The 19,065-nt window shown below is 71.1% G+C and carries 18 protein-coding genes; 9 read left to right on the top strand and 9 right to left on the bottom strand.

The window, feature by feature from the left end:
* Nucleotides 1–33: 33 nt before the first annotated feature.
* Genes DEI89_RS11755 through DEI89_RS11745 form a run of 3 tightly spaced genes read right to left on the bottom strand, consistent with a single transcriptional unit; the run spans nt 34 to nt 4,394 of the window.
* Nucleotides 34–1,359, bottom strand: a complete 1,326-nt coding sequence (locus DEI89_RS11755; protein WP_110904244.1) for an FtsX-like permease family protein — start codon at nt 1,357–1,359, stop codon at nt 34–36.
* Nucleotides 1,356–2,102: an ABC transporter ATP-binding protein gene (locus tag DEI89_RS11750; RefSeq protein WP_110904243.1), complete on the bottom strand. Its 747-nt coding sequence runs from the start codon at nt 2,100–2,102 to the stop codon at nt 1,356–1,358. The genes DEI89_RS11755 and DEI89_RS11750 overlap by 4 nt, the downstream gene beginning before the upstream one ends.
* 9 nt (nt 2,103–2,111) lie before the next feature.
* Entirely contained in the window at nt 2,112–4,394 is a 2,283-nt protein-coding gene (locus DEI89_RS11745; RefSeq protein WP_181421619.1) for a helix-turn-helix transcriptional regulator, read from the bottom strand.
* A gap of 122 nt (nt 4,395–4,516) precedes the next feature.
* On the opposite strand from DEI89_RS11745, the gene DEI89_RS11740 reads away from it, so the two are divergent.
* Nucleotides 4,517–5,359: a helix-turn-helix domain-containing protein gene (locus tag DEI89_RS11740; protein WP_181421618.1), complete on the top strand. Its 843-nt coding sequence runs from the start codon at nt 4,517–4,519 to the stop codon at nt 5,357–5,359.
* A gap of 40 nt (nt 5,360–5,399) precedes the next feature.
* Here DEI89_RS11740 and DEI89_RS11735 read toward each other — a convergent pair whose 3' ends face one another.
* A complete protein-coding gene (locus DEI89_RS11735; protein WP_146236772.1) occupies nt 5,400–7,613 on the bottom strand; it encodes a helix-turn-helix domain-containing protein in 2,214 nt (737 codons plus the stop codon).
* A 42-nt stretch (nt 7,614–7,655) separates the two neighbouring features.
* Complete coding sequence (locus tag DEI89_RS11730) at nt 7,656–8,999, bottom strand: MBL fold metallo-hydrolase (protein WP_110904240.1); 1,344 nt, start codon at nt 8,997–8,999, stop codon at nt 7,656–7,658.
* A gap of 149 nt (nt 9,000–9,148) precedes the next feature.
* Here DEI89_RS11730 and DEI89_RS11725 point away from each other — a divergent pair, with 149 nt between their 5' ends.
* The gene (locus DEI89_RS11725) at nt 9,149–9,979 is read left to right on the top strand and encodes a helix-turn-helix domain-containing protein (protein WP_181421617.1); all 831 of its coding nucleotides are present in this window, start codon (nt 9,149–9,151) and stop codon (nt 9,977–9,979) included.
* Between the two features lie 177 nt (nt 9,980–10,156).
* Here DEI89_RS11725 and DEI89_RS11720 read toward each other — a convergent pair whose 3' ends face one another.
* On the bottom strand, nt 10,157–11,008 hold the full coding sequence (locus DEI89_RS11720; protein ID WP_110904238.1) for an MBL fold metallo-hydrolase: 852 nt from the start codon (nt 11,006–11,008) through the stop codon (nt 10,157–10,159).
* Between the two features lie 79 nt (nt 11,009–11,087).
* Between DEI89_RS11720 and DEI89_RS11715 the strand changes: the two genes are divergently transcribed.
* Both DEI89_RS11715 and DEI89_RS11710 read left to right on the top strand, forming a co-directional pair.
* Entirely contained in the window at nt 11,088–11,693 is a 606-nt protein-coding gene (locus DEI89_RS11715) for a TetR/AcrR family transcriptional regulator (RefSeq protein ID WP_110904237.1), read from the top strand.
* Between the two features lie 199 nt (nt 11,694–11,892).
* Complete coding sequence (locus DEI89_RS11710) at nt 11,893–13,155, top strand: hypothetical protein (protein WP_110904236.1); 1,263 nt, start codon at nt 11,893–11,895, stop codon at nt 13,153–13,155.
* Nucleotides 13,156–13,175: 20 nt separating this feature from the next.
* On the opposite strand, the gene DEI89_RS11705 is transcribed toward DEI89_RS11710, so the two are convergent.
* Nucleotides 13,176–13,991, bottom strand: a complete 816-nt coding sequence (locus DEI89_RS11705) for a helix-turn-helix transcriptional regulator (RefSeq protein ID WP_110904308.1) — start codon at nt 13,989–13,991, stop codon at nt 13,176–13,178.
* A gap of 158 nt (nt 13,992–14,149) precedes the next feature.
* On the opposite strand from DEI89_RS11705, the gene DEI89_RS11700 reads away from it, so the two are divergent.
* From DEI89_RS11700 to DEI89_RS11690, 4 genes are read left to right on the top strand one after another with little or no spacing between them, the layout of a single operon-like run.
* Entirely contained in the window at nt 14,150–14,989 is an 840-nt protein-coding gene (locus DEI89_RS11700; RefSeq protein WP_110904235.1) for an SDR family oxidoreductase, read from the top strand.
* A gap of 2 nt (nt 14,990–14,991) precedes the next feature.
* The gene (locus tag DEI89_RS11695; protein WP_110904234.1) at nt 14,992–15,759 is read left to right on the top strand and encodes an SDR family NAD(P)-dependent oxidoreductase; all 768 of its coding nucleotides are present in this window, start codon (nt 14,992–14,994) and stop codon (nt 15,757–15,759) included.
* Entirely contained in the window at nt 15,740–16,045 is a 306-nt protein-coding gene (locus tag DEI89_RS17725; protein WP_181421616.1) for a hypothetical protein, read from the top strand. Before DEI89_RS11695 ends, DEI89_RS17725 begins: the two co-directional genes overlap by 20 nt.
* Nucleotides 16,018–16,602 carry a helix-turn-helix domain-containing protein gene (locus tag DEI89_RS11690; RefSeq protein ID WP_309146525.1) on the top strand — a complete coding sequence of 195 codons (585 nt, stop codon included), beginning with the start codon at nt 16,018–16,020 and terminating at the stop codon, nt 16,600–16,602. Before DEI89_RS17725 ends, DEI89_RS11690 begins: the two co-directional genes overlap by 28 nt.
* 213 nt (nt 16,603–16,815) lie before the next feature.
* On the opposite strand, the gene DEI89_RS11685 is transcribed toward DEI89_RS11690, so the two are convergent.
* Nucleotides 16,816–17,139: a hypothetical protein gene (locus DEI89_RS11685; RefSeq protein ID WP_110904232.1), complete on the bottom strand. Its 324-nt coding sequence runs from the start codon at nt 17,137–17,139 to the stop codon at nt 16,816–16,818.
* 292 nt (nt 17,140–17,431) lie between these two features.
* Nucleotides 17,432–18,397: a helicase associated domain-containing protein gene (locus DEI89_RS11680; RefSeq protein WP_110904231.1), complete on the bottom strand. Its 966-nt coding sequence runs from the start codon at nt 18,395–18,397 to the stop codon at nt 17,432–17,434.
* 378 nt (nt 18,398–18,775) lie between these two features.
* Between DEI89_RS11680 and DEI89_RS11675 the strand changes: the two genes are divergently transcribed.
* Nucleotides 18,776–19,065: hypothetical protein (locus tag DEI89_RS11675; protein ID WP_146236771.1), on the top strand; the 290-nt coding region annotated here is incomplete at its 3' end.

Below are 19,065 nucleotides of genomic sequence, written 5' to 3'. Positions count from 1 at the left end.
TTACGTCGGGTCCGGCCGGACGGGCGGGATGGCTCACGCCCGGACAGGAACGCGACGACGACGGGCGGGGAGCGCCGGCAGCACCGAGGAGACGACCACGAGCGCCGTCGAGAACACGCCCACGGCACCGAGCAGCACGACGGGGAAGACCGGCCGCGCACCGGGGTGCCCGCCGACGAGCACCGCCCACTCTGCGGTGACTGCGACGCCGACCACCGCCGCGGCGACCAGCGTCCCCGTGATCCCGAGGACGAGCCCCTCGAGCGCCGCGACCCCGACCGGCAGGCCCGGCGACGCGCCGACGGCCTTGAGCTGATCGCGTTCCCGGGCACGGTCCCGAGCGGCCATCGCCGCGGTGGCCGCCGCTCCGATCGCCGCTAGGAGCACCGGGCCGCTGAGGACGAGCACCGTCGCCCCGGCTCCGCCGGGCACGTCCGCACCCACGGCACTCGCCGCGGTCCGCTGCCCGCCGACCAGTCCCGTGGGCAGTCCGACCGCCACCAGCAGAGCCGCGAGCGTCGTGTCGCTCCGTGACGCCGACCACCGCACCGCCGCGCGCGCCAGCCCGAAGGCCACAGAAGTGCTGGCAGGCACGAGCGCGGTCCAGAGCCGCACGGCGGGTGCGCCGACGGTCCGGCCCAGCACGGCGACCGCCGCGACCAGCACCGGGCCGATCAGGAGCGCGGGCGCGGCTCCGTCCGGCACCGACGCAGGCAGCCCGGCGAGCATGCTCCCGGCGAGCGCCACGAGCAGGACGACGACCGTCGCTCGCACGGCGACCGACCGGCGGCCCACCGGCGCGTTCCGGAGCACCGCCGACGGCGAGGTGGCTGCTGCACGCCTGCTCCCTGGTGCACCGGCGACGACCGCTGCTCCAGCCGTGACCACGACGACGACGATTGCTTCGACCCAGGACGCCGCCACTCGGACGTCCGCGAGCCCGTTCGAGTCGAGGAGTGCCGCGGACACCGCCGGCGGCACGACGACCGCTGCGGCGGCTGCGCCTGCCACCGCGCCGGTCGTCGACACCAGGGCCGTCTGCAGGAGCATCGTCCACCGGACGCCGCGAGGCGTGACGCCAGCGAGTTGCCAGAGCCCGTACGTCCGGACGAGGAGCGCCGCTGTGAGCCGGACGACTGCCGAGACGACCACCAGGACGGCGATGAGTGCGAACGCCGCCGTCGTGCCCGCGATGGACAGCATCGCGAGGCCCCGCACGTCCGGTGTCTGCAGCCCGCCCACGACGAGCGTGCCCGGGACGGATCCGGCCACGGCGGCGACCGCACAGACCGCGAACAACCCACACCACACCCGCCACGAGGACCGGAGGTCGGCCGCAGCCAGCTGCGCGACGATCACGTCAGGGCCGCGTGCTCGACGGCGGCGAACAGGCCGTCCAAGTCCGGACGGATCAGCTCTGCGTGCACGAGGCCGTCGCGCAGGACCAGGGCACGGTCCGCGCGGGCCGCTGCGGCGAGGTCGTGCGTCACCATCACGACCGACCGCTCGCCCGCTGCGGTCCGGCGGAGCAGGTCGAGCACCCGTGCACCCGCGACGGTGTCGAGTGCGCCCGTGGGTTCGTCGGCGAAGACGACCTCAGGACGGGCGACGAGCGTGCGGGCGATGGCGACCCGCTGCTGTTGCCCTCCGGACATCGCGTCCGGCCGCTGGTCCGCCACGTCGAGCAGTCCCACGGCATCGAGTGCGGCGTCGACCGTCCGCCGGTCCGCCGGGCGCTTCGCCAGGCGTGCCGGCAACGCGACGTTCTCCCGAGCGGTCAAGGCGGGCAACAGGTTGTACGTCTGGAAGACGAACCCGACCCGTCCACGGCGGTACCGGGCGGACCGTTGCCGCGAGAGCCCGCGCAGGTCGACGCCGTCGAGTTCGACCACGCCGCGCACCGGCGTCTCGAGCCCGGACAGGCAGGCGAGGAGCGTGCTCTTCCCGGAGCCGCTCGGCCCCACGATGGCGAGCATCTCCCCACGCCGTACCTGCAGGGACACCCCGCGCAGGACCGCACGTCCCACTCCCGCGTGTGTCGGGTAGGCGTGCTCGATGTCGCGAGCTCGCACGATCGGCTGCTGGTCGGGGTCTGGCTGCACCGAGGCAGGTTAATCAGCGTCGGGCGTGCCCTGCCTGCCCCCGCCGGGGACATCCTGCGCTGCGACGTCGACTGCACGCGTCGACGGGTCCGGTGCGGCGGCCGTCGTCCTGCGTGCTCGCGCGACCAGCTCACGGAGCTCACCGAGGACGGCGAGCGCCTGCGCGTCGGCACGGTCCGCGTCGACCAGCGCGACCGCCCGCTCGGCGTCGGCCAGGGCCTCCGCGACGGAACCGGACCCGAGCAGCGCCTCGGCACGCTGCCGCAGGGCGCGGGCGGCACCGGTGTCCCAACCCATCCCCGCCGCGACGGCGAGCCCGGTGTCCGCGGCGTCGCGCGCTTCGGCCCACCTCCCGAGAGCGTTCGCCGACTTCGCGATCTCCTCGAGCGCCACCACGCGGGTGAAGGCCATCCCGGGGTCGCCCTGCGGCGCCCGGTCCAGGTCGTCGAGGACCCCACGGAACGCGACGATCGCCTCGTCGTGGCGGCCGAGCAGGTGCAGCGCCGCGCCGGCCATCGACCGGCACTGGACGAGCGCGGCGTCGTCGCCGGCCCGGGTGTTCCCGTCGATGGCTGACTCGATGTGCGGCAGGGCGAGCAGCGGTTGCCGGAGTGCGAGGTACGCCCACGCGACGTGGTACTCGGCGTTCGCCCGCAGCAGGTCGTCATCGACGGTGTCCGCTGCGGCGAGCCCGGCGGTGGCGAGTTCCAGCGCTCCGTCCCGATCGCCCCGCTCCATGAGCGCCGCCCAGGTCTGGAGGCCGAGGAGGCGGGACTCGGCTGCCCTGTCGTCGAGGCGTCGGGCGGCCTCCACCGCGTCACCGAAGAGCTCGTACCAGTGACCCCATGCCGGCCACAGGTTCGAGAACCACTGCAGCTCGCTGGCCGTGCGAGTGACGGCGGTGTGGTCCCCCGCATCGACGAGCGCCCGGAACGCCGGCCACCAGTGGTCGACCTGCCCGACGATCCACCTCCGCGCCGCGTCCGGCGCGTCTGCTCCGTTCGTCGATGGCGCGCCCGGAGCGAAACGACCGGCGGCGTCGGCCAACCTGCCGAGCACCGCACTGTGCAGCCGGGAGCGACGGGCGTCTCGTGCCGTCGCTCCGTCCTCCGTCACGAGCTGCACGCCGGCGAACGCACGCAGCAGGTCGTGCACGCGGTACCGGTTCCCGCCGCGGGGCTCGACGAGACCGAGGTCGACGAGGTCCTCGAGTGCGTCCTCCGCCGTTTCCGCTCCGAGTCCGAGCGCTGCACCGCCGGTCCACGCGTCGAAGGTCGTACCGTCGATCACCGCGAGGGACCGGAACACGCGCGCGGTCGACGCGGGCAGTGCCCGGTAGGAGACGGCGAAGGCCGCCTCGACCGAGCGGTCGCCGTGGTGGAGCGCCGCGAGCCGCTGCTCCTCGGTGACGATCGCATGGAGGAAATCGTCGAGGTCCGCTCCCGGGGCGGCCACTCGACTGCCGGCGATCCGCAACGCCAGCGGGACTCCCGCGCATCGCTCGGCGAGGGCGGACAGCGAAGGGTGTCCCGCGGCATCGGGGACGATGCGCTCGAGCAGGGCGAGGCCGTCCTGTTGCTCGAAGGGCGTCACCGTCACGCGGAGCCCGGCGTCGAGGCCGGCCAGCAACCTCCGTGCGGTGATGATGACCGGGGCCGCTGGGCCGCTCGCCTCCAGTACCGGCCGGACCTGCGCCTCGTCCGCTGCGTCGTCGAGCAGCACCGCGTGACCGTGCTCGTCACGGAGCGCGCGCCACCGAGACGCTGCCGCGTCGAACTCGGTCGTTGCGTCCTCCGTTCCGTCCGTGGCGATCGAGACGAGTCGTCGGACCACGTCGAGCGGGGACAGGGGCGACGCGGACTGCCCGCCGAGGTCCACGTGCAGCCACCTGCTGCCGCGCACGCGGAGCGCTTCCGCCGCCAGGGTGCTCTTCCCCACGCCGGGGCCGCCCGACACGACGACGACCGTGGCGTGGTCGTCGCCGAGTCGGTCGAGGATCCGGCGCAGCTCGTGCTCACGGCCGGTGAAGTCGTCGACGACGTCCGGCGCGGCGGACGTCGGCGACGACTGCCGCCGACCGATGGCGAGGAGTGCGTTCCGGTCGGTGGGACCGGCTCCCAGTGCCGTCGCGATCGCCTCGAGCGTGGCGCGCTGCGGGCGACGTGCCACGCCGCGCTCGATGTCACCGATCGTCCGGACGCCGACCCCGGCCCGGCTCGCGAGGTCGGCGAGGGTCAGGCCGACCTCAGCGCGCAGGCGCCGGAGGACCGCTCCGTCGGTTCGTCCGGACACGGTCTCCTCGATTCCTGCCTGCGTTCTGCATGGTGCGGACGCCGGCTGACTGGTGGGCTGGTGCTCGTCATCATGCAGCACCACGGCCCGGTGCCGCACCGCCGACGAGAGGGACCACCGCCATGCCGACCACCGCGACACCGCTGGGCGAGTACCTCCGTGCTCGCCGAGCCCTCGTGCAGCCGACCGACGTCGGGATCGTCTCGCTGACGTCGCGTCGTGTCCTGGGCCTCCGTCGCGACGAGGTGGCGCAGCGCGCCGGGATCAGCCAGGAGTACTACCTGCGCCTCGAGCAGGGGCGGGACCGCCAGCCCTCGGACCAGGTGCTGCACGCACTCGGCCGCGCACTGCGGTTGGACCCGGCCGCGATCGACCACATGCGCCGCCTGGTGCGCATCCAGACCGGTGGACTCCTTACCGACGCCCCCGCGCCTCCCGGGTCGGTCCTCGCAGCGTTGGCCGGCCTGCTCGACCAGTGGACCGGCACCCCGGCCTACGTCATGGACGGCAACCAGGACGTGCTCGTCGTGAACCCGCTCGCACGGGCGATGACGGGTGGCGGCCTGCGTCCCGGGGTGAACCTGCCCCTCGCCGTGTTCTCGCCGTCCGCCCGGGTCACGATGCAGGACTGGCCGCAGGCAGCTGAACGTACGGCCGCCACGCTGCGGTACGGGAGCGACCCGCGGGACCGCCGCCTGCAGGAGATCGTGGGCACCCTGTCGGTCCGTGACGCGGAATTCCGACGTCTCTGGGCCCGGCACGACGCCCGCCCCTACCTGAACGGTGCGATCGACCAGGAGGTGCACGGGCACGGGCTCGTCACCCTGCGTTGTCAGACGCTCGAGGTGCCCGGTCCTCGGCGGCAGGTGCTGACGGCCTTCCACGCTCCCGTCGGCTCGCCCGCGGCAGAGGTGCTCGCGGCGCTACGGGACGACGTGACCGTGCGGCGGACGGTGACGGTGTGACCTCACTCCCCGCCGTCGCTTCGTCGCTCGCGTTCACCCGTCACCCGGGCGGACCCGTGAGGTCGTCGCGCAGCATGGCGAGCTCGCGCTGCAGGGCGTCCAGGCGTGCGGGACGGACCCGCGCCGGCATCGCCTCCAGGGCGCGTTCGACGTCGCGGAGCGCCTCGTGCCGTCGCCCGAGTTCTGTCAGGGCCGCCGCCCGTGTGCGCAGCAGCAGCCCGAGCGACGTCCCGGTGTCGAGCGGGACCGCGCCGAGCCCCGCATCGAGGACGGCGAGCGCTCCATCGGCGGCTCCCGCCGCGAGGAGCGACGTGGCGAGTTCGGCACGTGCGAGGGCCTGGGCGTAGCGGACGCGCTCGTCCACGGGGTCGACACCGGCGACGATGCCCTGCACCGTTGCACGGAGCGCGACGACCGACTCGGCGTGCCGCCCCTGCGCCCGGAGCACAAGGCCGAGGAGGCCGCGCGCCTGGTGGAGGAAGACCGGGTCCGGGTCGGCCTCGAAGCCCGCGACTGCAGCCCGCACGTGGGCCTCGGCACGTTCGACCTCCCCGAGCTCCAGCGCAGCCCACGCAACGTGGTAATGCCCCCAGGCAACCAGGTGCGCTGCGCCGGAACGCTCGGCCGCACCCAGGGCATCCACCGCGTGCCGCGCAGCGAGACGGTGATCGGCCCGCTCGATGTGAGCCGCCCACGCGAGGTGCCCGCTGATCTCGGAAGCAGCACCGTCGTCCCCGGTCGCACTCGCTGCGTCCTGCGCGAGGAGGTCCAGCTCGTACCACCTGCCCCAGTCGGGCCAGAGGTTCGCGACCCACTGCAGCACGCTCGTCAGGGTGAGCACGGTCTCGTGTCGTCCGTCGGCCGCCGCGCGCTGGAACGCCGGCCACCAGTGGTCGACCTCTGCGACGATCCAGTCCCGCGCCGCCTGCTGGTCGGCACCCGACAGTGAGACCGGGGCTCGCCCGGGGACGACGAACACCGACCCGGCGGTGAGCAACTGGTCGAGCAGCCAGCGGTCCAGGCGAGCGCGGACGGAGGCCTCGGCGACCGCGTCATCTCGCAGGCGGTCGGACGCGAACAGCCGGATCAAGTCGTGCACGCGGTACCGGTCGGCACCGCGTTGTTCGACGAGACCGAGGTCGACGAGCTGTTCCAGCCGTTCCTCGGTCTCGAGCGGGTCGTCCCCGAGCGCTGCCGCGACCACCTGCGCGTCGAAGGTGACCCCGTCGAGTGCGGCGGTCGTGCGGAACACCGCGGACGTCTGCGGATCGAGGTCGTCATGGGAGACCGCGATCGCGGCTGCCACCGACACGTCCCCCGCGACGAGCAGCGCCAACCGACGATCGGCCGAGCGCAGCCGGACGACCAGGTCCGCAGCAGTGGTCGCCGGACGACTCGCGATGCGGTTCGCCGCGACCCGGAGCGCGAGGGGGAACCCGTCGCACAGGGCGAGGAGTTCCGCCACCGAACGATCGTCGCGCTGTTCCGCCGGGATCACACGTTCGAGGAGCACGCGAGCGTCCTCGGCGTCGAGGACGTCGAGGACCACGCGTTCGGCGTCGAGTCCGGCGAGCGATCGGCGGGAGGTGGCGACGACGGTCGCTCGCCCCTCGACGAGGACAGGTCGCACCTGCTCCTCCCCCGACACGTTGTCGAGATGGACGAGCACGCGTTCGTCAGTGGCGATCTCGGCCCACCGTGCACGAGCGGCCACGAGCGTCCCTGGCGGGTCGCCGGGCTCGCACTGGCGGAGCACCCGCTGCAGCACCTCCAGCGCGGTCGAGGCGGGGCGACCGTGCCCCGCGAGGTCGACGAAGACACGACGCCCCTCCCCGGCGACGTGGGCCAGCGCCTCGGTCACGAGCGCGGTCTTCCCGATGCCGGGAGGACCGGACACGACGACGACCCGGACGGGAGCTGCGGTGCCGGATGCCGAGGCAGCGTCGACGAGTCGGTGCAGCTCGGCGCCGCGGCCGGTGAAGTCCGTCACGCGGGCCGGACGGAAGTCGGTCCGCCCGCCGTCCGGCCCGCTCGCGATCAGTGGTGCTCGGAGCCAGCGCCGCGCCGCGTCGTCGAGGGCGAGGCCCGACACCAACGCCTCGATCGTGCGGGGCTGGGGGTGGAGGCTCCTGCCGCGCTCGATGTCGCTGATGCCCCTGACGCTCACGCCGGACCGTTCGGACAGCGCCTCGAGCGTCATGCCGGCCGCGAGCCGTAGCGTCCGGAGCCGCGTTGCGAGTTCCGATCCGCCCACGACGTCCCTCCCGATCGGCGACAGCCTAGCGGGCGAGCGAAGTCAGTCGAGGGAGTCTTCGTCGCCGCCCGCCTGGATCGGCCCACCGGGGAGCAGGTCGGGGAACTGGGCGGGGACGATCGTCCGAGCGGGCGCGAACAACGCGACCGCCGACGCCTCCAGCGTCGAGCGGTTCCCGTGGCCCGGCCACCGGTCCGTCATGGTCGCGACGAAGGACTGTGGGTCCGCGCACGTGCCGAGCGCCATCTCGACGTCCTCGAGGTAGCGACGGAGGTCCGCGACCTGGGGGCCGGCGGCGTCCGACACCGCCTCGGGGTGGCGGTGGCCCGCGACGACCCAGGAGGGGCGCAACGCCTCGACGACGTCGAGCGACCGCCACCACCGACGACGTGACGCCCGGTCGGTACCGACGAGCCACGGGTGCACACGGTTGTACACCAGGTCACCGCCGACCAGGGTGTCGAGGTCCCGGACGGATACGACGCTCGCGGGACGTCCGCCGACCTCGCCGAGGTCGAACAGCTGCAGCGCGTGCCCCTCCAGGTCGATGACACCGGCGGGGGCGGGGGTCGGGGCCGTGACCGTCGGCGGCAGACGTCCGGGGAACAACGTCTCCCAGCGCGATCGCAACGCCGGGCGGGTGTGCGCCTGTGCCTGCTCGGCCACGTCGGCGACCGCGGTCGCGACGGCTCCCGGGAACGCCCGGAGCACCTGCCCGAGCCCGAAGAAGTGGTCCGCCTGGCCCTGCGTCACGAGGACCGCGCGGAGGCGCTTGCCGGTCCTCCGGATCCACGCGACGAGGTCGTCGGCCTCGTCGACCGTCATGAGCGCGTCGACCAGAACCGCGTCGCGTTCGCCGGCGATGAGCGTCGCGGTCGTCGGCGACCACGTGGCAGGTCCGGTCCCGTCGAGACCGGTCCGCGCGATCGGACGGGAGCTCCCGAGCCAGACGTCCATCGTGAGCGGCGGCAGCACCTGGCCGCCAGCTGACTGCAGGCGTTCCGCGAGCCATCGCCCGACCTGCTCCCGGTCCGCCGCCGATCGGCGCGCGAGGCCCTCGGTGCTCCATGTGACGAGGCTGCCGTGCCCGTCCTGCGACACCCGGACGACGGCGTCGAGGTCGTCCTGGGCCGACCCGCCAGGAACCCGCGCACGGTACGCCAGGATGCCGTCGATGCTGTCGCCGCGCCGTTCTTCGACCACGCCGAGGTCCGCCGACGCACGGCGGACCCAACGGCTCTCGTCGGGCACGAGGACCTCCGACCACCCGCCGGGGCCGACATGTGCGTCGGAGAAGTCGACGAACCGCGACCACACCTCGCTCGGCGTCTGCTCGAAGCGAGCGGTGACGGTGACGTGCGCGCGTCGTACCGGTGGACTGTCCACGGCTCTCCCTCCGGACTAGCCAGACGGTACGGGGCCGCGTGATCGCGAGGGTGTCCCTGCTCGGGACAGTCGGCACGTTCCGGTCCTGCACGTGCGCGAGGATCGTCATGGGCACCACCACACCGGTGCGGACGAGGAGAGGACCAGGCGTGGGTACACCAGCGTCACCACTCGGCGAGTACCTCCGTGCACGCCGCGCTGCCACCAGCCCCGAGGACGTCGGCGTCCGGTCGCTGACGCGGCGCCGTGTCCCCGGCCTCCGCCGCGACGAAGTCGCCCGGCTCGCCGGCATCAGCCAGGAGTACTACCTCCGCCTCGAACAGGGACGCGACCGCGCCCCGTCGGACCAGGTGTTGCAGGCCCTCGCGCGCGCGTTCCGCCTCGACGATGCGGCGGCGCAGCACATGACGCGGCTGAGCTCGGCGCAGCCCTCCGGCATCGCCGCGGCCGAGGCAGCGGTGTCCACCGAAGCGATGGCCGCGATCCTCGATTCGTGGGCGAACACCCCCGCCTACATCATCAACTCCCGGCACGAGGTCGTGCTGTCGAACGCCCTCGCCAGGTGGGTGGTGCCCCTCGGTCTCGAGGTCGGCCGGAGCATCCCGGAGGTGGTCTTCACCTACCCGGAGGTGCGGGCACTGCCGACGTGGCAGGACCTCGCCGACCGCACAGCGCGCCGGATGCGCTTCTACGGCGACCCGTACGACGAGCGTCTCCACACGACGGCGGCCCGGCTCTGCGCACTGGACCCGGTGTTCCGCGACCTGTGGGAGCGCCACGAGGTCGACCCCTACTACGACGGGGACGTCCGTCCGTTCGTCGACGGGTACGGGCAGGTCCCGCTGCGCCACCAGACCTTCGTCGTGCCGAACACCCCCGGTTACCTGCTCTGCGCGTACCACGCGGTCCCGGGATCGGTGAGCGCCGAGGCGCTCGCGCACCTCGGTCGTCGCATCGCGAGCGAGACCGCGTACGCCTGATCGGCCGGTCGTCGGACGGGAGGTGCGTGGCGGCGCCGCGACGCGCCTCCCGTCAGTCGCTCAGTCCTCTCCGAGGGTCCGCTGCATCCGGCTGGTCCGTGCGGCCGTGGCCGCAAGCGAGACGGCCGCCGCCGGGACGATCTGGTCGAACCGGTGGAAGCCGCCTTGACCACACGGTCAACGGGACACGGCGTCGACCCACGTGTCGTCGGCGGCGATCATGCCGAAGGTGGGGGCGGTGAGGTGAGCGGGAGCGATCACGATGTCCTCCGCCTTCGCGCGCGCGAAGAGGGCGGCACGGGCGGCGCTGGCCCCGGTCCGGTCCACATCTGTCATGAAGTGGACGTCACGGTCCGCGAGCTGCACCGGGAGTTCGATGAGGTCGCCCGTGAAGACGATCCGCTGCCCCTGGGATTCGATCTCGATCGCCCGGTGTCCCGGCGTGTGACCGGGAGTGTGGGTTGCGGTGACGCCGGTCAGGAGTTCCTCCGAGGCGGGCGAGAAGGGCCGGAGTATCCCGGCTGCAGCCGCCGCGCCCATGAGGGGCCGGATCGGGTCGTTCTCAGGAGCTCCGTCCACGAGTGTGGGCCAGTCCTCGGCGCCGTAGTGGATCTCCGCGTTGGGGAAGAAGGGCGCACCGTCGTGCATGACCCATCCGACGTGGTCGAGGTGGAGGTGCGTGACGAACACCTTCGTGATCTCGTCCGGTGTCACGCCGACGGCCGCGAGGGAGTCGGGGAGCGACCCGGCTGCAGCCAGGTGGGTGGGAGGCGCGTCCAACCCGTTGAGGATTGCGAGTTCGGGTGGGAACGGCATCGACATCACACCGGCGCCGGCGTCGATGAGGAATGTGCCCGTAGGTCCTTGCACGAGGTGTGCACCGATGCGGATCCGATGCGTCCCCGAAGCGTCGAGCAGTTCCGGGTACCGCGAGAAGTCCGCGCCGGGATAGGCAGAGGGCGGTAGATGCGACTCACCGTCAACGAGAGCCGAGACGGTGTACTCACCGATCGTGATTGTGTCGGTCATGGGGATCTCCTTGCATCGGATGACTAGGTGGCAGTGACTGCCAATATGGCAGTCAGTGACCGTACTCTACGATGGCCGGATGCAGAAGGACGAAGCGCGACCCAAGGGAGTCCGAGAGCGGATGCGCGAGACGATCCGCGCGGAGCTGACCGACGCTGCCGTACGCCTCGTTCGTGAGGTCGGCTACGCCGCGACCACGGTCAGCGCGATCGCCGCCGCCGTCGGGGTGTCGGAGCGGACGTTCTTCCGCTACTTCCCGTCGAAGGAGGACGCCGTGCTGCAGGCGACCGAATCCCTTGGGTCCGCCGTTGCGGACGCACTCGCGAGTAGGCCAGCGGACGAGGCCGGCCTGCCAGCGGTCCGCGCTGCGTTCGACGTGGCTGTCGACTCCGTGCGGGCAGAGCCCGATCGATGGGCGCTCATCATCGGCTTGGGGCAGACGGAACCCGCTCTCCGCCGACGACATCTCCAGCAGCAAGACCTGTGGGTCGACGCACTGGTTGCCGCCGCGGAACAACGAGCCGTTGACGGCGGAGGTGCGACCCCTAGCCGCTTGCAGTGCGGGGTGATGATGCTCGCGTGGGAGCGTGCGCTTGTCACCTGCTACGAGCGGAAGGACTTCAGCGGAGTCGGCGAAGAATTCGACGTGGCCGTCGTCGAGGTGCGCACCTTCATCAACGGGTGAACGAGCGCGTCCCTCGCAGCGGTCGCGGCGTGGAGCGGCTGACGACTCACTCGATCGTGTCCCCGGCTGGGACACGTGCGCTCGGTCCGCCGCTTCGTACCGTGCTGGTGCTGGGAACGAGTCCCCGCACCGAACGCACGGGAGCGTACGTGGACGACAACACACACCTCGGTGACAGGGCCGCCACGAGCAGGTACCGGTGCCGCCCGACGCGCTGCTCCGTCCGCTCGGAGCGCTCGAGCGGATGTACCACCGGTTCTCCGAACTACACCCGATGCAGTTCGTGGTCGCGGCGCACTTCCGCGGCACCATCGACGCGACCGGACTCCACGACGCTCTGGCGACCCTGCAGCAACACCACCCGTCGTTCGCCGCTCGAGTCGTGGAGTCAGAGTCGGGACCCGCGATCGCCACGACCGACGAGCCGATCCCGGTCCGGAGTGCAGCGCCCGGCGCCGCCTGGGAAGCGGAAGCAGCACGGGAACTGGCTGACGCGTTCACCCTGCGACCAGGTGCGCCGACCGTCCGCGCCGTGCTGATCAGCGACGACGACGGGTCGGATCGTGGCGCCACGGTGCTGCTGACGTTCGTCCACTCCCTCGCGGACGGGCTCTCCGGTGCACTGCTCCTCGGCGACCTGGCTCGCGCGCTCAGCGGCGAGCAACTCGGGCCGGGGACGACATCGGAGTCCCGCGAGACCGCGCTGACGCGGGTGCCCGCCGTCGACGCCGTCGTCCGGCTCGGTCCCCCCGACGGTCCACCTCCGCTCGCCCACGAGGAACTGCGGGCCCTCCCGGTGTTCCGACCGTTCGACGGCCGTCGACCTGCTGTGTACGCGCAGACCCTCGACGAGACGACGACTGCCGGACTGCTGGGTGCGGCCCACAGGCACGGGACGACGCTGCACGGCGCACTCATCGCCGCAGCTGGTCGCGCGGCGACCCGCACCCGAGGCATCGACTTCGTGCGGACGATGAGCCCGATCAGCTTGCTGCCGTTCGTCGGGACCGCAGACGGTCCAGGCGTGTTCATCGCCGTCGCCCGTACGGGAGGCCGAACCGGTTCCCGAGACTCCTTCTGGGCCGAGGCCCGCGATCACGTCGCCGCGCTCGCCCCGGCGCGCAGTGCTGCCGGGGTCGGACGATCAGTGGCCGCCATCGGCGCTGCCATGGACGCCGGTGTGACCGCTGCCCGAGCCGAGGCCTTCATGGCACGTGGGGCGCTCGGTCTCGACGTGGTCGTGAGCAACCTCGGCGTGCTCCGCTTCCCGGTCGGCGGGGAGGTGCAGGTCGACGCCTTCTGGGGGCCCCTGGTGCTCACGCAGGTCGACGGAGAACAGATGCTCGGAGCTGCGACCACCGCAGGACGCCTCGCGCTGGTCGCCACGGGCTACGACATGTCGCCCGACTTCCTGCCAGCCGTCGTCACAGCACTCCGGGCTGCCATCGACGACGGACGATGACGGGCGGGATCAGCCGTCGCTCACGTGAGTGACGACAACAGTGCGAGCTTGTCCGCGTCGGGTGTTCCCGGTGCAGCGTGGTACATCACGACGACCAGCCCGGCGCTGCCGACGACCGCGAGCTTCTCACGGTGGAGGGTCAGGTCACCGACCTGGCGATTGTGGACGACCCCGCTCGGGCTACCGGTGACGCTGACGTCGTGTCTGGCCCAAAGCTGCCGGAAGCGTTCGCTCTTCATCGACAGCTCGCCGATCAACGCCTGGAACTGCGGATCGTCCTCCTCAGCGCCAGTGTCGGCGCGCAACTGCGCGACGACACTGGCCGTGTTCTGGTTCCAGTCCGGGTGCGACGTCCGGGCCTCCTCGTCGGTGAAGAGCGACACCAACCGGTTGGCGCCCACGATCAGGGTCGGTTCGAGCACGTTCGCCAGACGGTTCACCGCGAGGACGTCGCGGTAGCGGTTCATCACGAACGCCGGCACGTTCACCGTGTCGACGAGCATGCGGACACCATCCGGCACCCGCTCCGGCCGGCGACGTCGCAGCGGCCGGCGTTCCGGCCGGGAGCGAGCGAGTTCTGCGACGTGGGCACGGCTCTCCTCGTCCAGCTGCAACGCGGACGCGATCGCGTCTACCACCTGGTCAGACGGGTGCTGGTCGCGTCCCTGTTCGAGACGGAGGTAGTACTCACTGCTGATGCCCGCGAGCATCGCGACCTCCTCACGGCGCAGCCCCGGCACGCGCCGGCGCTCCCCCCGCTGGAGTCCGACGTCCTCGGGACGGAGCAGCTCTCGACGTGCCCGGAGGAAGTCGGCGAGGGGCTTGTGCGTGTCCACGACCACGAGCGTACGCAGCGCGGCGACGCCGCAGGATGCTCATCCTGTCCCTCTCGCTACTGGTGTGAGCACGGCCTTCCTGACGACGGTCCACGGATCGAGCATGGCTCTCAGCACCGGCCACACCGGTCGGTGCCCATCCCGAAAGGACGACCTCCATGCCTCAGCGCACCTGGTTCATCACCGGTTCCACCAGCGGTTTCGGACGACTCATGACCGAGCAGCTCCTCGAGCGCGGCGACCGCGTGGCTGCCACCGCCCGCGACACGGCATCGCTCGGCGACCTCGCGGAGCGGTACGGCGACCGCATCTGGCTCGCGCAGCTCGACGTCACCGACACTGCCCAGATCCGCGACGTCGTCGAGCGGGCCTTCCAGGACCTCGGCACCGTCGACGTCATCGTCAACAACGCCGGGTACGGACTCTTCGGTGCTGCCGAGGAACTCACGGACGAACTCATCGAGCACCAGCTCGGCACGAACCTCGTCGGCCCGATCCAGATCCTCCGCGCCGCGGTACCGCACCTGCGCGCACAGGGCGGCGGCCGCATCATCCAGATCTCGACCTACGGCGGCCAGGCCACGAACCCCGGCGCGTCGCTCTACCACGCCAGCAAGTGGGGGGTCGAGGGGTTCATGGAGGCCAATGCGAAGGACCTCGCGCCCTTCGGCATCGGGGTGACCATCGTCGAGCCGGGCAGTGCAGCGACCGGTTTCCGCGTCGGGAGTTCCCGACTGCCCGAGCCCATGGCCGCCTACGACGGCACGCCCGCTGCGATGAGCCGCGGCATCCAGAACCCCGCACTGCCGTCCGTCAGCGACCCCGCGAAGGTGGCCGCGGCGATCATCGGCTCCGTGGACCAGGAGCCGGCACCCCTCCGCCTGGTCACCGGCAGCGACTCGCAGAAGGTCATCGCGGATGCACTCCGGGAGCGCCTCGCGGACATCGAGGCGCAGAAGGAGACCGCCGCGTCGACCGACCTGCCAAAGGAGGCGTGAGCATGCGCGACGCGGCTCCCCGTGGGACGGCCGTCGTCACCGGCGGCTCGCAGGGCATCGGTCTCGCGATCGCGACGACGCTGCGCGATCAAGGGTGGCGCGTCGCGATCCTCGGCCGGACGGAGTCCACGGGCCGGGCCGCTGCCGAGCAGCTCGGCCCGGAGCACCGCTTCGTGCAGTGCGACGTCGCCGACGAGCGACGCATCCCGGACGCCTTCGCCGAGGTGGAGCGCGAGATGGGACCCGTCGACGTCCTCGTGAACAACGCCGGCGTCGGTCGCGCAGCCACCGTCGAGCACCTCCGCAGCGCCGACTGGGATGCGTTGATGGCCGTCGACCTCAAGGCCGCGTGGCTGTGCGTCCAGGCGGCCCTCCCCGGGATGCGCTCCCGCGGGGGCGGAGCCGTCGTCAACATCGCCTCGATCCACGCTCACCTGACGAGGAAGGGGCTCTTCCCGTACGCCGCCGCGAAGGCCGGGATGCTCGGACTCACCCGGTCGATGGCCCTCGACCTCGCGGATGACGGGATCCGCGTGAACGCGGTCTGCCCGGGCTACGTGCGCACACCGCCGATGATCGCCCAGTACCAGGCGATGGAGGACCCGGAGGAAGCGTGGAACCACCTCCAGCGCATCCATCCGCTGGGACGCATCGGCGAACCGGAGGAGGTCGCCGCCGTGGTGGCGTTCCTCGCTTCGTCGGAGGCGGGGTTCGTCACCGGTGCCACATGGGACGTGGACGGAGGGCTCGGTGCCCGCTTCGCCTCCTGACCGTCCGGCGCTCTTCGTGGTGCAGTACCGGTGGCCGCTCAGCCGGGACGCCGACGTCCGGGCCGCCTACGCGACCCACCGAGCCGACGTCGATCGCCTCGGCAGGGACGGGGGCCTCTGGATGATCGGCACGTTGCCGGCGGTGGAGGGGTGGTCGTGCGCGATGGCCGTGTTCCGGAGCGAACCGGCCGCGCGTGCGTTCCGGGACGAGGACCCGTTGTTCACCGCAGGACTCGCGACGCCCTCGCCGGTGCAGTCGTGGAGCCCGCTCACCTTCCAGTGGTGACCGGCCCCGGCGGCGAGCTCCGCGCGGACGCGCGGCGAAACCGACAGTTGATACTCCAGGCGGCGCGTAGGTGCTTCGCAGAGCGAGGTACGACGGTGCCGCTCGCGGACATCGCACGTGCAGCAGGCGTCGGTGTAGCAACGGTGCACCGCCATTTCGGTGGGAGGCCCGGGATCCTCAACGAGGTGGCGACCGCTCAGGCCCGGGATCTCACCACCGTCAGTACGCGCGCCGCGCGGGAAGCCGACCCGGGCACCGCGCTCTGCGCGCTGCTCCTCGGACTCTTCGAGCTCCGGGAATCCGACAGGACGATCACGGACGCGATGACACGGTGCAGCCCGACCTGTTCCGATGTCGAGCTCGATCGCTTCGATGCCGACGTCCATCTGGTCATCGATCGAGCGAGGGCCGCCGGGCTCGTGTCGGACGACTTCGACCGCCGCGACGTCCTGTCGCTCACCATCATGGTCGGCGCCGTGGCCGACGGTCTGCACACGACCGACAGCGATGCTCCGCAACGCGCATCGACCCTATTGCTTCGTGGTGTGTTTGGGTGAGCGCCGTCTCTCGAGTCGAGTCGGAGAGGGTGATCCCCGAATCGAGCGGGCGTCGGCGCTCAAGGGTTGCGGAGCTGACGATGAGGAGGAGGCAAGTTCGACAAGCTGCCACCAGGACGCCAAGCACAATTTTGAAGAGCGTGCGGGGTGAGCGTGGAAGGCGACACGAGGACGGCGCTCCACGACGTGAAGCGAAGAAAGCGACCGGGGAGATCAGCGCGCCGGGAGCCGAGTGCTGAGAACAACATGCTCGTCCTCGTCGACGTCCCAAAGCATGGTGGCGGAATGTCCGGCGGCCTGCTCGTAGGCGAACAGGAGGACCGCGTCGGCGGCAGTGCGGCACCACCGCATGTAGGCAGCAGCGAAGATGGCGTCGTCGGGGTCGGGCAGGACGGGGTCGCTTTCGAAACGGTCGCGGTTCTCCGTCAGGGCCTCGGCGCTCGTGGTCCCGGTGTGCCAGAGCATGTCGGCGAGATGTTGCGTCAGGGTGACAGCCAGTGGGCTGTCAGCCGCCGCGGTCCTGGTGGTGTTCGTCATCGTGTCTCCTTCATTTGGTTGATAAGCGGCGCATGAGTTGCGCTTCGGCCCATGAAGTCTGCGTCCCGGAATCTCAAGTCGACCGGGTGATGGTGGGGGATCGGGCAGGCCTGAACAGTCGGCAGGTGAGCGTCTCTACGTGAATCGGGTCCGCAGACAGCGCGATCACGCCCCCGCGCCGTACCTCATTTCGGTCCAGACCCCGCTCGTTAGTACCAACCCAAAGATCCTCACTGGGATCAGGGTCCATACCTGAGCGAGGTGGCGCTAGCGCCATGCTGAGCCGGTCGGCTCACCGCTCTGACTCGAGCCAATGCTCGAGCGCGGTTTGCTGTTCTCGGAAGGCGCTGTTCCTTCGAGAGGGTCGTGCCCATCTCCACCATTCCTGCGCTTCGAGTGCTGCCAACCGCTCGTCGCTCAGCAGCCCGCGCTTGTAGTCCAGCACACGCCGATCGATCCATCTGCGGAGCTGCGGTGGGAGGGGCTCGTCTAAGCCATGCTCCCGAGCGTGCGCTTCGAGCTCTGCCAGTCGCGCTGAGAAGGTGTCGTTCTTCCAGGATGCGTCCCAGCACCAGCCCGGCAGTTGTTCGAGCAGCTGAATACGTTCGGGTGCTAGTCGGCCACGTCGCTGGCGCTGTCGCTGGGCTTGCACCCACTCCCCAATGCGCTGGCCGCAGGGGGCGACAACTCGGCGGGAGAGGTCGGCGGTGCCGTGATCGGACACCCACTGCAGGAGGACTTCGTACGTCTCGTGCCACGGACTCGGCCTGGGCGTCTGCTCCCAGGACCAGTGCGGCACCGCTTCGAGTAGCGCGATTCGCCGAGACGAAAGATCCCCCGCGCGATAGTGAGCGCGTTGCCTTCGAACCCAGTCACCCAGACCCGAATCATCTGGCTCTCGGCTGTGATACGGCACGGCAGTGTGACCGTGAAAGTTAGCGAACGCGATCAGCGACGCCATGTGCGCAAGCGGATTCTCGGACGGCGCGATGCTGCCGTCCGCGCGTGTCCCGCGGTTCTGCTTTGACGCGTGCCAGAGCCACCCAGGGCGCGCCTCCAGCGCTGCGATCGACGAGGCTTCCAGGCGCCCGGACCGGTACCGCCACCGCATGTGCTTCACCCACCGGCCGAGCCGCTGACCAGACTCATCTTCGAAGAGCTGCGGTACCGCAGCATGCCCATGCTGGTCCACAAACCGATCGAGACGCTCCAGCCACTTCTCAATTCGCTTCACCGCTGCGTCATCGCTACGGGTCATGCGGTCCGCCAGCCGTTGATCCCAAGGGCCCGCTGACCGTGCGCGGTCGGGCTTACAAGTTCAAAGCCTGGGCACGCACCGCGTCTCGTCGCGACTGCGCCTAACGCGCCGGTTTTTGTCTGTTTGACTAATACCTCGGCTTTCACGAACCAATTGTACGGACGCCGTGAAGGCAAGGGAGGCCAGTCACACGACCGAACCGCGTCCTTGCCAACTTTCCTGTTTTTGGACCCGGGCACCGGTGAAACGGTTCCCTCATGTGAAGCGCTCTCCTAGCGTGCAAAGCATGCTCCATACCGCGCTTCACCCCGACGGTGCTGCCACCGTTTCGGCTCGACGCTCCTGCAACACAGGGGCCGCCCGAAAGAAGGCCAACAGATGAGCGAGGCCTCCGACCAGTTGGGGCTGAACTTCACGCAGCATCGGCAGCTCGCCGCAATGCGCGGCATGGCGCGCATCCCGTTGTCGGACCTGCGCGACCAGAGTTCCCCGGACCTGACGGCCCTCTACGCTGACGTCCAGGATGGTCAAGCGCTCATCCCCGGTCTGAAGATGGGGGTCGGGGCGCTCATCGTGCAGCGGTGGGACCCTGCCTACGCAGCCACCGGTTGGACGCTGTACGGTGCAGACCTCACCCTTGACATGGGTCATCCGTTCGGGTCGATGTT

The sequence above is a fragment of the Curtobacterium sp. MCBD17_030 genome (genome assembly GCF_003224255.1).
Lineage (GTDB): Bacteria > Actinomycetota > Actinomycetes > Actinomycetales > Microbacteriaceae > Curtobacterium.
The sequence above is the reverse complement of the archived record's forward strand: the minus strand, read 5'-3'. Positions and strand labels throughout refer to the sequence as shown.